Consider the following 14355-nt stretch of genomic DNA (forward strand, 5'->3'; position numbering starts at 1 on the left):
CGGCACCAGCGCCGGCACTGGAGGATGCCCTCCCGGGGTGAGGCCGTGGCCCGCCTGCCGCCCGGGAGACCGAGTCCGGGGCCATCGAGCAGGACGCGGACGTGGCTGTGGCCCGCCTGCCGCCCGGGAGACCGGACCGGCTGCTCCTGGCCGCCACTGCGCCACGTAGACTGCCCGCCCTGCCTGGGCGGACCTGTGCTCCTTGCGCGGGGCGGTGGCCCGGGAGGAACTCGGGTATTCCAGGGGCCAGGCTGGCTCCCGGCCGGGGTGTGTCCTCGGGCGCGCCTCCGGGCAGGGGCGAGGGTTCCCGGGCGCGCCTCCGGGGTGGTGCGCTCCCAGGGCGTGCTTCTGGGGCACCGGCCCGGGAGGAACCCGGCACCCCAGGGGCCAGGCTGGCTCCCAGCCGGGGCGCGCCTCCGGGCAGGGGCGAGGGCTCCCGGGCCGAGCCTTGCTGGCGCCTCGACCTTCGCGACGTGCTTTGGGGCGGTTGTCCCGGGCCATGCCGACGGAGTCCTGGCCGGGCGGTGCGTCGCCCGGGGCTCACGGCCCCGTGGCCGAGGCTGTGAATATGCTTAGAGCGTGGGGCCGCATCCCGCGGACCGGCTCCGGGTGCGGCTCCCTCGTGGGGTAGCGCCGTCGGGGCCCCTGCCCTTATATTCCCGTCGCTTCTCAAGAAGGTTGATCGTGCCTCCCACCCCTGAATCCCCCCTGCCCGCCACCCCGGCCCCCCTGTCGCAACGGCTCCTTGCCTGGGGGGTGCACGCCTTCACCATGTCCGGGCTGGCCTTCGCGACCTTGGCGCTGCTGGCCATGAACCACGACCAGATCGCCTGGATGTGGCTGTGGCTCGCCTTCGCCCTGGTCGTCGACGGCGTTGACGGGACCTTCGCCCGCCGCGTGCGGGTCAAGGAGGTCGTCCCCTGGTTCGACGGCAGTGTGCTGGACATCATTATCGACTACCTCACCTGGACCTTTATCCCGGCGCTGTTTATGTACCTCAAGCTGCCCATGGGGCCCAGGCCGGTGGCTGGCACCCTCCTTATCGTGATCCTGGTCTCCTCGATGTTCTGCTACGCCAACGAGGGGGAGAAGTCCGGCGACAACTACTTCGTGGGCTTCCCCGCGGCCTGGAACATTGTCGCCGTCATGATGTGGGTGCTGGGGAGCCCCGGCTGGCTCAACGTGGCCGGGACGGTGGTCCTGGTGGTCCTCACCCTCATTCCGACCTACTACGTCCACCCCGCCCGCGTGAGGCGCTTCCGGGCGCTCAACCTCCTCGCAGTGCTCGGGTGGATGGTCGGGACCGCCTGGCTGGTCGCCGTCCACCCGCAGCGGCCGGCGGTGGCGGTGGCGCTGTCCGTGGGGGGTGGGCTGTGGCTCCTGGTCGTCGGCGTGCTGCGCTCGGTCCGGGGGCGGCAGGACGAGGACTAGCCTGACCACCCGGCCTCTCCCGGTAGGGGCAGGGCGGGGGCTGGTTAGGGGCCGCCGCCCTGCCCTTCCGTGAGAACGGTACTTATTCGTCGCGAGAACGGTACTTGTTCGTCGTGAGAACGGGCGGTGCTCGTTGTTAGGCCTGTGACCGTGGGTGACGTGTCCTGGTTGTGCTTCTCTAGGTGGTTGGGTTGGGGGTTCCCGGCCTGGTGTCTGGCGTGTCTTGTCGTGGACGTTGTGGGTGGTTGGGTTGAGGGGGGTCTTCGGCCGGGGTGTGGGTTGGCGCGTCTGCGTCGCCTTCCTGGAGGTCCTCGTGACCTGTGCTGACGTGCTGCTGGCCCCTAGGGGACGACGGCCGCCTGGCCGTCTGCGTCGTCGGCGGGGGCTGGCCGCTGTGGTGGGTCCCACGCCTCAGGCCGCCCCCGCCGGGATGGTGGGTCGGGTTGCTGCCGGACCGGCCTGCCCGTGACCGACCGTTCTAGCCGCCCTCCCCACGGTCCCGACCGTACTGCGGGCGTTGGCACCGGATAACTGGGCTCGCGCGCCCTCAGGTGAACGTGCCCTGAGGCTGGTGAACGCGCTCTGAGGCTGGTGAACGCGCTCTAGGTCGGGTGGACGCCGTTCTAACTAGCGTTTACCAGCACGGAAGCGCGTCCGTGCCCGTGAGATGGTGTCTACCTGCCCCAGGGCGCGTTCACCTCCACTCGGCCCCGACGCGCAGGCACGCCCCCTGGGTTGCCCTGGGGCCGTCCGCCAGGGCGCCTCAACCCAGCCCGACGCGCAGACACAGCGACAGGGCAGGCGGGGCCTGGTGCCCCTGGGACGAGCCCGCCCACCGCCACCCGCTGCGGGCGCCGGCACCCGGCACACCCGCCCCGACCCGCACCCACCAACCAGCCCAGGCAGGACCACTGCGAGCACCCCCCGTTCTCACGAACAATAAGTACCGTTCTCACGACGAACAAGTACCGTTCTCGCGAGCAATAAGTACCGTTCTCGCGGACAGGGAAGAGAGGGGTGGGTGTCGGTGGGCGGCCTGCCGCGAGGCTGGGTGGACGCCGGGGTGAGTGAACTCACCGCGAGGCTAGGCGAGTGCGTTCTCGGGCCTGTGGGCGCCGCCCGGAGCGAGGTTGAGGTCGGTGAGCGGGGCCCGGACCGGCAGGGTCACCCGGCTTGCGCCCGCCCGCTCCGCCCCTTCCAGGCCCTGGACAATGAGGTGGTCACGCCACCACCGCGCCCCCTCCAGGGCGATCGTGCCCAGGACCATGGCCACGATGGTCACGATCACGCCCGTCGGGTAGTCGCGGCCCGTGGACCAGAAGTACACATAAGGAATGACAAAGGTCACTATCGTGACCGCCAGCCCCAGGAGCCGGTGACGGATCCGGCGCCCGGCCACCATCTCCACAATGCCCCAGGTGTAGGGCACGGCGGTGAGGACGTCGAGCAGCCACAGCACCCACACCCGCCCCTGGAAGCCGGGGACGAAGGCCACCGGCAGGGCCCGCAGGGAGGAGTACACGAACACCACCAGGTAGGCCAGCGCCACCGGGTTGCGCACCAGGCGCAGCGCCTGCGGTCGCTGGACCACCCCCACGCCCACGCGCTCCAGCGCCCGGACCGCCCGGGCCGGGCAGCGCAGGGTGTCCAGGCCCACCAGCACCGTACGCAGGTAGCGGTGCGACTCGACCCCTCCGTCGGCCAGCGCCAGGAGCAGCGCCAGGGGGCTTAAGGCGATGACCACCGTTCCGTCGGGCGCGGGGGCGGCCGCGGCGGGCACGTCGCCGAGCTCGACGCCGACGCCGTCGGGCTCGGGCAGCGACACCAGGTGGACCAGCCCTTCCCCGAGCGTGCGCTCAATCAGGGGCACCGCCTCGGCCGGCACCTCGCACAGCCATAGTCGTACCCCCTGCTCCAGGGCGTGCCCGAGTGCCTGGCCCAGCCTCCACCCGGCGCCGTCGGGCAGGCGCAGCTGGGAGGCCGTCGTCGCGGCCAGGTCGGCCAGTGCGGGTAGTTCGAGCACCTTGCGCGCCCCCAGGTCCCCGCAGCGGGCCACGCCCGCGAGGGCACGGAGCTGGGAGGCGTCGATACGGTGACGGCGGGTGAGCGGTCGGTCCAGGACAGAGCGTGCGGTCAGGGTGCGCGCCAGGGCGGCGTGGAGAGAGGAAGGCACACCGGCAGGGTGCCAGATCGCGGCGCTCCAGGTGGCCAGTTGGCGGTGCGTCCCGGGTGTGATGGTGGTCGACACGCGCCAGGACGTCCGGCAGGCCGGCCTGCGGGGCAATCCCGAGGCGGCGCAGCGGGAAGGTGGATCGCGTGTCCGTTCGCCGCCCTGCGGGTCGACCCAGCCGGTTGCGTAGCCGTGGCAGGGCGATGCGTGTCCGTTCGCCGCCCTGCGGGCCAACCTCCGGGCAATGTGGTGGTCGACGTACGCCAGGACGTCCGGCCCTGGCCCAGGAGCCGGGGACGGTCCTAACCTGGCAGGGCACGCGGGACCGCCACGACGGCGTCGTACCCGCGCGCCGGCGTCGTACCCGCGCGACGGCGTCGTGCCCGCCGCACGCGCAGCCTTAAGGAGCCTGAACCATCATGACCGCCACCGCTGACGAGTCCGTCTTCGCCGCCGAGAACGTCTTCGGCAAGGGCGAGCCCAACACCGCCTACGCCCGCTACTTCACCGGGGACAGCTTCCTGAGGAACCTGGTGACCGACCCCGAGTGCGCCGTCGGCGTGCACAATGTCACCTTTGAGCCGGGCTGCCGCAACAACTGGCACATCCACCACGCCACCAGCGGCGGCGGCCAGGTGCTCATCTGCACGGCCGGCTCCGGCTGGTACCAGGAGGAGGGGAAGGACGCCGTCTCGCTGGTACCCGGCGACGTCGTGTTCACCCGCGCCGGCGTCAAGCACTGCCACGGCGCCAAGGCCGACTCCTGGTTCGCCCACATCGCGCTCGCGGTCCCGGGGGAGAACACCTCCAACGAGTGGCTCGAGCCGGTCGACGACGCCGACTACGCGGCCCTGTGAGCGGGGGGCTGGCGCAGCGGGGCGCCCGGCTATCTCCGTCGCGCCTGCCGACGGCGGGATGGGGGGCCAGCGCAGCGGGGCGCCCGGGCCCGCCGGCGGCCGTCCCGCTACCGGCGGGGGCCAGCCGCCCCGATACCGCCGACCGTCCCGCTACCGGCGGGCCAGGACCTCGCCGTGGACCACCACGAACCAGCCGTCGTCCGCCTCGGCCCACTGCTGCCAGGCGCGCGCCATCTCCTCCAGCTCATCGGGGTCGGTCAGCCCCAGCTCGACCGCCCGCGGGCCGAAGGAGGAGCGGCAGCGCTCCGCCCAGGTCCCGCCCCACCAGGCCCGCAGCTCAGGCGTCGCGTAGCACCAGGTCGACGCCGAGGCCCGCACCTGGCCGAACCCCGCGGCGCGGGACCAGGACAGCAGGCGGCTGCCGGCGTCGGGCTCCCCGCCGTTGGCCCGCGCCGTAGCCATGTAGACCTGGCGCCAGCGCTCCAGGGCGGGCGGCTGCGGGTACCAGGCCTTGGCCGAGTACACCGAGTCGCGCACCGCCACCACCCCGCCCGCTCGCACCACCCGGCGCATCTCCCTCAGGGCGGCCACGGGGTCGGCCACGTGCTGGAGCAGCTGGTGGGCGTGGACGACGTCGAAGGAGGCGTCCGCCAGAGGCAGGTCGTGCACGTCACCGCCGACCAGCTCCACGCGGTCCACCAGGCCCCGTGCCGTAAGGGTGGTTCGCGCCGCGTGAAGTGCCGCCGGTGCGCCGTCGAGTGCGACGACACGCCCGGGCGCGACCGCCTCGGCCAGGTCCGCGGTAACGGTCGCAGGCCCGCAGCCGACGTCGAGCAGACTCATCCCGGGGCGCAGGTGGGGCAGGAGGTAGGCGGCGGAGTCGGCCGCGGTGCGGTGGGAGTGGCTGGCCAGGACGGCGGGGGAGTGACCGTGGGTGTAGCGGTGGGTGGCGGTCATGGCAGGGAGTATAGGAGCGGGCCGGTCCCCGGTATCCCGGCGCCCGTAAGGCTGCCCGGGGATTCCGGGGAAGGGTGCCATCTGGTGCCCGGGATCCTGGTGCCCGTGAGGCTGCCGCAGCCCGGGGAGCTCAGCGTCCGAGACCTCCGCCGGGATCCTGGTGCCCGTAAGGCTGCCTGGACGGCGAGAACCCCGGCGGCGAAAACGCCGGGGTCCTGGTGCCCGTGAGGCTGCCGGGGTCGGTGGTGCTGTGCGTGCCGCTCCCCGGTATCCCGGCGCCTGGACGTCGCGGGGCCCGCTAGGGTGCCGGGGCCGTCGGCCCCATACGCTGCGAGACCAGCACCGCACCGGCCTTGCTGCCCTGGAAGAAGTCCGTCGGCCCCACAGCTCGTGGAGCCGCTCAGGAGGACGTCGCCGGGGGCGGGATCGCCGTCCGTCGGCCCCATACGCTGCGAGACCAGTGGGCGGGATATTTCGTCTCAGTAAACGGCTGGGTGGGATGCTCGGGTCCAGCGCGGGAGACCGCCTGCCCGACGACGTGCTCCTGCGCGGACCGTTCCGGTACACGAAGGAGCCCCCATGCAGGACGTTGTTGAGAAGGTCTACGAGCAGGTCGTCGCGCGCAACCGCGGCGAGGCCGAGTTCCACCAGGCGGTGCGCGAGGTCCTGGAGTCCCTCGACCCGGTGATCGCCAAGCACCCCCACTACGCCGACGACGCGCTCCTGGAACGCATTGTCGAGCCCGAGCGCCAGGTCATCTTCCGCGTGCCGTGGGTCGACGACGCCGGGGCTGTCCACGTCAACCGCGGCTTCCGCGTCGAGTTCAACTCGGCCCTGGGCCCCTACAAGGGCGGCCTGCGCTTCCACCCGAGCGTCAACGTCGGCATTATCAAGTTCCTCGGCTTTGAGCAGGTCTTCAAGAACGCGCTGACCGCCCAGGGCATCGGCGGCGGCAAGGGCGGCTCCGACTTCGACCCCCACGGCCGCTCCGACGCCGAGGTCATGCGCTTCTGCCAGTCCTTTATGACCGAGCTCTCCCGCCACATCGGCCCGTCCACGGACGTGCCCGCCGGTGACATCGGTGTGGGCGGCCGTGAGATCGGCTACCTGTTCGGCCAGTACAAGCGTCTGCGCAACGCCTACGACGCCGGGGTCCTCACCGGCAAGGGCCTGGCCTGGGGCGGATCCCTGGTGCGTACCGAGGCCACCGGCTACGGCACGGTCCTGTTCGCCCAGTCCATGCTGGCCACCAGGGGCCAGACCCTGGAGGGCAAGACCGTCGCGGTCTCCGGTGCCGGGAACGTGGCCATCTACGCGATCGAGAAGGCCCAGAAGCTGGGTGCCAAGCCGATCACCTTCTCCGACTCCTCCGGCTACGTCGTCGACGAGGCCGGGGTGGACCTGGAGCTGCTCAAGCAGGTCAAGGAGGTCGAGCGTGGCCGCGTCAAGGACTACGTCGAGCGCCGCCCCGGCGCCCGCCTGGTGACCCAGGGCCGGGTGTGGGACGTGCCCGTGGACGTCGCCCTGCCCTGCGCCACCCAGAACGAGCTCGACGGCGCCAACGCCGCCACCCTGCTGAAGAACGGCTGCGCCGTGGTCTCCGAGGGCGCCAACATGCCCTCCACCCCCGAGGCCGTCGAGGCCTTCCAGTCCGCCGGGATCCTCTACGCCCCCGGCAAGGCCTCCAACGCCGGCGGCGTGGCCACCTCCGCCCTGGAGATGGAGCAGAACGCCGGGCGCACCCGCTGGGACTTCGCCACCGCCGAGGCCAAGCTCGACGCCATTATGACCGACATCCACGACTCCTGCGTGGCCGCGGCCGAGGAGTACGGCCGCCCCGGCGACTACGTGCTGGGTGCCAACGCCGCTGGCTTCACTCGGGTCGCCGACGTCATGATCGCCCACGGCATCGTCTGACGTCCTGCTGCTGAGGTCCTGCCGTTGAGGTCTGCCGCCTCGCCCGCCCCGGCAGCCCGCCCCGCGAGAACGGTACTTATTGCTCGCGAGAACGGTACTTGTTGGCCGTGAGAACGGTACTTATTCGTCGCGAGAACGGTACTTATTGCTCGCGAGAACGGTACTTATTGGCCGCGAGAACGGGCCCTGTGCCTGACCCGTGACCGGCTGAGGCGGTCCTGCTGCGGCCTGGGCCCGGACGGCGTCTCCGTCCTCGCTGGTCGCCTCGACCTGACCGGGCGGCTCTCCGTAACCCTGCGGAGGGTCGCCCGGTCTTCGTGCGTCCAGGCGGCGTCGCGTCCGTGCCCACGGTGACAGTTGCCGGGCCTCTGAGGTCCGGGGCGACGGTCACCCGTCGCGTCCGTGCCCATGGTGACGGCGGCGCACCGCGCGGACCGTACGGTGGCGGGGCTCTCGCGTCCGTGCCCACGGCGGGCTGGCGCTAGTGCTTGAAAGGGTCCCAGGCGGGGGCTCTTGCGTCTGTGCCCACGGCGGGCTGGTCTGTGGCCGGTTCGCACGTGCCCCAGAGGCGGCCAGCCTGTCTGGTAGCCAGGCCGTCGGCGGCGGGCCGGTTCGCACGTGCCCCAGAGGCGGACCGACGTCGTCATGGCGCCCAAGACCGTGAGGGGGCCGGTCCGCGCGTCCAGCGTGGTGCTCCTGGCTGGGGGGTGCTCTCTCCAGGCGCAGGCGCAAGGACGACGAGGGCGGTCCCGGCTGGGGAGGGTGCTCCCGGGGCCGCGAGGGCGCGGCGGCGGCTGGCCACCTCGTCCGTTCTCACGAGCAACAAGTACCGTTCTCGCGACAAATAAGTACCGTTCTCACGGCGAACAAGTACCGTTCTCACGGATCTGGGGGTGCCGCGGGGCCCTGGCCACGCCGTCGGCGTAAGAGGTGAACAATCGCCGCGCTACCACTATGATAGTGGTGCAAATCACCTACCGAGAGGCCGGAATGTCCGAAATCGTGTGGCTACATGTCCGATCGGGCGTTATAGTCCTCTTATCGGCGTCCGATCGGGCGATGATCCAAGGGAGGAGGAGTCGTGGGGCAGATGAGCGCTGAGGAGCGGCAGGAGTCCATCGTCGACGAGGTCCTCGTCAACGGCCGCGTCAGCGTCACCGCGCTCGCCGAGCGCCACAGCGTCACCGTCGAGACCATCCGCCGGGACCTGACCGCCCTGGATCGGCGCGGCGCTCTGCGCAAGGTCCACGGCGGGGCGGTGGCCACCTCCGCCGTCGCCGCCCCCGAGACCGCCGTCATTGAACGTGAGCAGTCTCACGCTCAGGCCAAGCGGGCCATGGCCCGGGTCGCCGTGGGCGCCCTGGACCTGGGGGCGGGCGACCGCCTCATCCTGGACGCGGGCACCTCCGTGGCCGCACTCGTCCCCCTCCTGCCGCCCGGGATGCCCCTGACCATTATCACCTCCTCGGTCCTGACCGCCTCGGCACTGGCCCCCCAGGAGCACCTCAGCGTGCGGATCCTGGGCGGTCAGGTCCGCGGCCTCACCCAGGCCGCCGTCGGCCCCGAGGCCCTGGCCACCCTGGCCACCCTGCGCGTGGACACCGCCGTCATCGGGGCCAACGGGCTCAGCGCCCGTCACGGCCTGTCCACCCCCGACCCGGAGGAGGCCGCCACCAAGCGGGCCATGGTCGCGGCCGCCGACAGGGTCGTGGTCCTGCTCGACTCCTCCAAAGTCGGCCAGGAGCACCTGGTCTCCTTCGCCCCCCTGGACGCCATCGACGTCCTGGTCACCGATCGCCCCCTACCCACCAGCCTCCACACCGCCATCACCACTACCGGAGCAGAGGTCCTCACCACATGATCACCACACTCACGCCCAACCCCTCGCTCGACCGCACCGTCACCCTGCCCGGCCCGCTGCTGCGCGGCGCCGTCAACCGCCTGGCCTCCGTCACCGTGGAGCCCGGCGGCAAGGGGGTCAACGTCGCCCGCGTGCTGGCCGCCTCCGGACAGCCCGTCACCACCGTCCTGCCCGCCGCCACGCACGACCCGCTCCTGGCCGCCATCGCCGCCCTGGGCCTGCCCGGCCTGACCGCCCTGCCCGTGCCCGTGGCCGGGGCGGCCCGCGTCAACACCGCCGTCACCGAGCCCGACGGCACCACCACCAAGCTCAACGAGCCCGGCGCGGGCCTGAGTGCGGAGGAGGTCGACGCCGTCGAGCACGCCCTGCTGGAGGCCCTCGCCTCCGCCCCGCCCACCGCCACGGACGAGCACCACTGGGCGGTCCTGTCCGGCTCCCTGCCGCCCGGCGCCCCGGTGGACTGGTACGTGCGCCTAGTGGGGCTCCTGCGCCCCCTGGGGGTGCGCATTGCCGTGGACACCTCCGATGCCCCCCTGGCCGCCCTGGCCGCCGCCCTGCCCGGCTCCGCCCCGGACCTGATCAAGCCCAACGGCGAGGAGCTCGCCCAGCTGGCCGGGGTGGGCGCCACCGACCTGGAGGAGGGGGCCATGGCCGGGGACCTGGAGCCCGTGGCCGCCGCCGCCCGCGTCCTGGTGGACCTGGGGATCGGCGCCGTCATGGCCACCCTGGGCGCGGCGGGAGCCGTGCTCGTCACCCCCGACGGCGCCTGGCACGCCACCGCCCCGCGGGTGCCGGTGGTCTCCACGGTCGGCGCCGGGGACTCCTCCGTGGCCGGCTACGTCCTGGCCGACGTGCGCGGCGGGGACGAGTCCCGGCGCCTGTCCACCGCCATGGCCTACGGCTCGGCCGCCGCCAGCCTGCCCGGCACCACCCTGCCCACGCCCGCCGACCTGCCCTCGCTGGCCTCCGTCGTCACCGCGCTGTGAGCGCCCGCCGCGCCCGGCTCCGGGCCGCGGCCGTCCCGGCGGCTGCGCCCCCGCGTCGCCAGCACCACTGAGCCGCCGCTCATTATCGATCGTCAGCACTCATTACCACCCCACCCCGAGCGCCTCGTCACCCGACCCACAAGGAAAGAACAATGTCACCAGCACCGCAGCAGGTACCACTGATTGTGCCTGAGCTCGTCGCCCTCGACGCCTCACCCGGGAAGGAGAAGAAGGACGTCATCGAGTTCCTGGCCTCCGTCGTGGCCGGCGCCGGCCGCGCCAGCTCGCCCGACGGCCTGGCCACCGACGCCCTGGCCCGTGAGGCCACCGCGCCCACCGGTATCCCCGGGGGCATCGCCATCCCGCACTGCCGCAGCCCCCACGTGCTCGCCCCCTCCCTGGGCTTCGCCCGCCTGGCCGAGCCCGTGAGCTTCGGCGCCGCCGACGACCGGGACGCCGACCTCATCTTCATGATCGCCGCCCCCGCCGGGGCCGACGACTTCCACCTCCAGCTGCTGGCCAAGCTCGCCCGCGGCCTCATGCGCACCGACTTCACCGACGCCCTGCGCGCCGCCCCCACCGCCCAGGACGTCGTCCGCCTGGTCACCCAGCAGGTCCAGCCCGAGCTGCTGGAGGACGCCCCCGCCGACGCGGCTCCCGCCTCCACGGCGGCGCCCACCTCGCACGCGGCCCCCGCGGGCAGCAAGGGGACCGTCATCGTGGGCGTCTCCTCCTGCCCCACCGGCATCGCCCACACCTTCATGGCCGCCGAGGCCCTGGAGCAGGCCGGCAAGGAGCGCGGCGTCGAGGTCCACATCGAGGGCCAGGGCTCGGGCAAGATCGACTGGCTCGACCCCGCCCTCATTGAGAAGGCCGACGCCGTCATCTTCGCCCACGCCCTGCCCGTCAAGGGCCGTGAGCGCTTCGCCGGCAAGCCGGTGATCGACGTCGGGGTCAAGGCCGCCGTCAACGACGCGGGCAAGCTCGTGGACCAGGCCCTGGCCGCCATGAAGGACCCCGACGCCGCCCGGGTCCCCGCAGGCGGTGAGGGTGGCGAGGCCGCCGCCGAGGAGGAGGACGAGCACTGGGCGCGGCGCCTCCAGGGTGCCGTCATGACCGGCGTGTCCTACATGATCCCCTTCGTGGCCGCCGGTGGTCTGCTCATCGCCCTGGGCTTCCTGCTCGGTGGCTACGACATCGCCCTGACCGACCCCAAGGATGCCACTCAGTCGGTGGCCCAGACGGTGTTCAAGGACTACACCCTGTGGAACCCGCCCGGCGAGGTGGCGGGGGCCGCGCACTCCAGCGGTCTCCTGCTCTACGTGGGCTCGATCTTCCTGCTGCTGGGGCAGGCCGCCATGGGCTTCCTGGTCCCGGCGCTGGCCGGCTACATCGCCTTCGGCCTGGCCGGGCGCCCCGGCATCGCCCCCGGCTTCGCCATGGGCACGGTGGCCCTGGCCGTGAACTCGGGCTTTATCGGCGGCCTGATCGGCGGTATCCTCGCCGGCTACTTCGCGGCCTGGCTGGCCGGGCTCAATGTGCCCAAGTGGCTGCGCGGGCTCATGCCCGTGGTCATTATCCCGCTGGGCACCACCCTGGTGGTCGGCTCGGTCATGTACATGTTCCTGGGCAAGCCCCTGGCGGCTCTCATGACCAGTCTGCAGAACGGCCTGACCTCCATGTCCAGTGGCGGCTCGGCCATGATCCTGGGCGTTATCCTGGGCCTTATGATGTGCTTCGACATGGGTGGTCCGGTCAATAAGGCCGCCTACCTCTTTGCCACCGCGGGGTTGAACCCGGACTCCCCTCCCACGATGGAGATCATGGCCGCCGTTATGGCCGCCGGTATGGTGCCCCCGCTGGCGATCTCCGTGGCGACCTTCCTGCGTCCGCGCCTGTTCACCAAGGCCGAGGTTGAGAACGGGCGCAGCGCCTGGCTGCTGGGACTGTCCTTCATTACCGAGGGCGTCATCCCCTTCGCCGCGGCCGACCCGCTGCGCATTATCCCGGCCACCATGGCCGGCGGGGCCGTCACCGGCGCCCTGTCCATGGCCATGCACGTGGGGTCGCGCGCACCTCACGGCGGGGTGTTCGTGTTCTTCGCCATTGAGAACTTCCTCGGCTTCGTCCTGGCGATCCTGGCCGGGATGGTGGTGTCCGCCGCCCTGGTGGTGGTCCTGAAGTCCGCCAAGAAGAAGAGCCCGGCCCCTGCGGCTGCGTAGGGTCGGCTCCTCGCCGAGGGCCTGGTCGCCCGGGGTGTCTCCGGTACTGGCCCCTGTGGCTGCGTGAGGGTCACCGTGCTGACTAGTTCGGGCCGTCCTCGACCCGCCTGGCCCCGCGGCCGCGTGAGAAGCCCCTGGACAGTGCGCACTGCGCGCGAGCCCGCCGCCCCGGTCCTCGTGCCCACGTGAGGGTCGAGCTGCGTTTCGGGGTGCGCAAGGACCAGCCTGGCCCGGGCCTCGTGTCCACGTGGGGGCCGAGTCCGCGGTCACCGACTATGAGCTCGTCGGTGCCCGCCTCATAGCCGCTTCTGGTCGGGCTTTCCCCACCCGGCCCGACCGGGGCTGCAATACCGCCCGGTGACCGTCAGGTACGGTCACCGGGCGGCGTCGTGCCTGGGTAGTTGCGGGGGTCGTGTGCTGCTGCCCGACTGGGCCCAGGTGCCTCGTCCCCAGCCCCCTGCGGAGATCCTCCGCTGGTGCGCCGGACCATTGGTAGTCCCTCACCCGGCCCCTGCGGGCATCGCCCAGTAACCGTGACTCATGGGGTAGCAGGTGACCCCTCACCCGGCCCCTGCGGGCATCGCAGGGTCCGGCGCGCCGGACCATCGGTAGTCCCTTACCCAGTCCCTTGCGGGGTTCTCGTCACCCCAGGCCCTAAGAGCTGATAGCTGCTTGTCCCCAGTCCCCTGCGGGAGTCCTCGGTAGTCTTGGCGTCAGCACCGTCGCAGCCTGTACCCGGCACCCCAAGTCTCAGGCTGCACCAAACGTAAGTCTTAGGCTGCACCAAACGGCCGCCCGGTGCTGCCGGGAGCGTGCGGCCTGGGCCAGGGCCAGGGTGTCCAGGGGCCGGTCGGCCCGGTGCTGCCAAGGCGTGAGGCCGCGCTGCCGCCCTTCACCAAAGGCCGCACGGCCGTCCGGTGCTGCCGGGAGCGTGGACCCAGGGGGCCGCGGGCGGCGGGCCGCGGGACACGGCCGCCCGGTGCTGCCGGGAGCGTGAGACCCCTCCGGTACTAGCTGCTCGTGAGGCCGGGGAGCCCGACCAGGACCGCCAGGCCGCCACCAACTGCTCCCGGCGAGGTCTTGCTGGTGCGACGTCGATGGACGCCGTGGTCAGGGACAAGCTCGTCCTGACCATCGTCCAGCAGATCGGGGGTTCCCGATGGACGCCGTGGTCAGCTCCTGACAGGGTCTTGCGGGGCCTGTCGTGGGCGGGGCTAGCCTGGGGCCATGGCAGCACGACGACGAGTCAGCCTTCAGGACGGGGCCCGCGCGGCTCGGCAGTGGGCAGCGGCCCAGGAGGGCCAGTCCCTGCCCCGGCAGGTCACGGCCACCGCCGTGCGTTTTACCCTGGAAGAGCTGGCCGCCTGCGCGCCCGGACGGAGCGTGGAGGTCCGCGTGCCACCTTTTGGCGCTGTCCAGGCCGTAGCCGGGACGGTACACCGCCGAGGGACCCCGCCCAGCGTCGTCGAGACCGACGCCGCCACCTGGCTCGCCCTGGCCACAGGACGCCTGGGCTGGCAGGAGGCGATGGCGTCGGGCGCCCTGGCCGCCTCCGGCGAGCGCTGCGACCTCAGCCCCTACCTGCCGCTCCTGCGTGCCTGAGGGGTGGGTATTGACGGGGGTAACCGGAGACGAGCGGGTCCCATCAGGTCGAGAAGCTTGCTGGCGGCGAGGGCGGCGGGCCAACCGGAGACGAGCGGGTCCCATGGGCTGAACGCGCTCTCAGGAAGTTGGGCGTCCTTCTGGGCAGGTGAACGCCATCTTGGGGGGATGGGCGCGCTCACGGGTTAGTGAACACCACATTAGGCGGCGTTCATCCGCGTAAAAGCGCGTTCACCTGCTTGGAAGCGCGCCTATCTACCCAAGAGCGCGTTCACCGGCCTGAGAGCGCGTTCAGGTGGGTGGGGTGCCTGGGCGTGGAGTCAGCTGTGCGGACGGGGCGAGCCCGGACCTG

The 14355-nt window shown here is 72.1% G+C and carries 9 protein-coding genes; 7 read left to right on the forward strand and 2 right to left on the reverse strand.

The window, feature by feature from the left end; genetic code table 11:
* Positions 1 to 771: 771 nt before the first annotated feature.
* Positions 772 to 1431, forward strand: coding sequence for a CDP-alcohol phosphatidyltransferase family protein (locus C3V41_RS11495; protein WP_129591633.1), 660 nt, complete (start codon positions 772 to 774; stop codon positions 1429 to 1431).
* Between the two features lie 1084 nt (positions 1432 to 2515).
* Here C3V41_RS11495 and C3V41_RS11500 read toward each other — a convergent pair.
* A complete protein-coding gene (locus tag C3V41_RS11500; protein ID WP_254423593.1) occupies positions 2516 to 3604 on the reverse strand; it encodes a hypothetical protein in 1089 nt (362 codons plus the stop codon).
* A 416-nt stretch (positions 3605 to 4020) separates the two neighbouring features.
* On the opposite strand from C3V41_RS11500, the gene C3V41_RS11505 reads away from it, so the two are divergent.
* Complete coding sequence (locus tag C3V41_RS11505) at positions 4021 to 4458, forward strand: cupin domain-containing protein (protein WP_106110366.1); 438 nt, start codon at positions 4021 to 4023, stop codon at positions 4456 to 4458.
* 150 nt (positions 4459 to 4608) lie between these two features.
* Here the strand turns inward: C3V41_RS11505 and C3V41_RS11510 are convergent, their stop codons facing one another.
* On the reverse strand, positions 4609 to 5415 hold the full coding sequence (locus C3V41_RS11510) for a class I SAM-dependent methyltransferase (RefSeq protein ID WP_106110367.1): 807 nt from the start codon (positions 5413 to 5415) through the stop codon (positions 4609 to 4611).
* 579 nt (positions 5416 to 5994) lie between these two features.
* Between C3V41_RS11510 and gdhA the strand changes: the two genes are divergently transcribed.
* The 5 genes from gdhA to C3V41_RS11535 all read left to right on the forward strand — a co-directional run bounded on the left by gdhA (position 5995) and on the right by C3V41_RS11535 (position 14003).
* Entirely contained in the window at positions 5995 to 7332 is a 1338-nt protein-coding gene (gene gdhA, locus C3V41_RS11515) for an NADP-specific glutamate dehydrogenase (RefSeq protein ID WP_106110368.1), read from the forward strand.
* Positions 7333 to 8422: 1090 nt separating this feature from the next.
* Positions 8423 to 9193: a DeoR/GlpR family DNA-binding transcription regulator gene (locus tag C3V41_RS11520; RefSeq protein ID WP_106110836.1), complete on the forward strand. Its 771-nt coding sequence runs from the start codon at positions 8423 to 8425 to the stop codon at positions 9191 to 9193.
* Positions 9190 to 10179: a 1-phosphofructokinase family hexose kinase gene (locus tag C3V41_RS11525; RefSeq protein WP_106110369.1), complete on the forward strand. Its 990-nt coding sequence runs from the start codon at positions 9190 to 9192 to the stop codon at positions 10177 to 10179. The genes C3V41_RS11520 and C3V41_RS11525 overlap by 4 nt, the downstream gene beginning before the upstream one ends.
* Before the next feature lie 152 nt (positions 10180 to 10331).
* Positions 10332 to 12401 carry a PTS fructose transporter subunit IIABC gene (locus C3V41_RS11530; protein WP_106110370.1) on the forward strand — a complete coding sequence of 690 codons (2070 nt, stop codon included), beginning with the start codon at positions 10332 to 10334 and terminating at the stop codon, positions 12399 to 12401.
* A 1227-nt stretch (positions 12402 to 13628) separates the two neighbouring features.
* Positions 13629 to 14003 (forward strand): sterol carrier family protein, encoded by a 375-nt coding sequence (locus tag C3V41_RS11535; protein WP_106110371.1) that lies wholly within the window; start codon positions 13629 to 13631, stop codon positions 14001 to 14003.
* Positions 14004 to 14355: the final 352 nt, after the last annotated feature.

This window comes from Actinomyces sp. oral taxon 897 (assembly GCF_002999235.1).
Classification (GTDB): domain Bacteria; phylum Actinomycetota; class Actinomycetes; order Actinomycetales; family Actinomycetaceae; genus Actinomyces.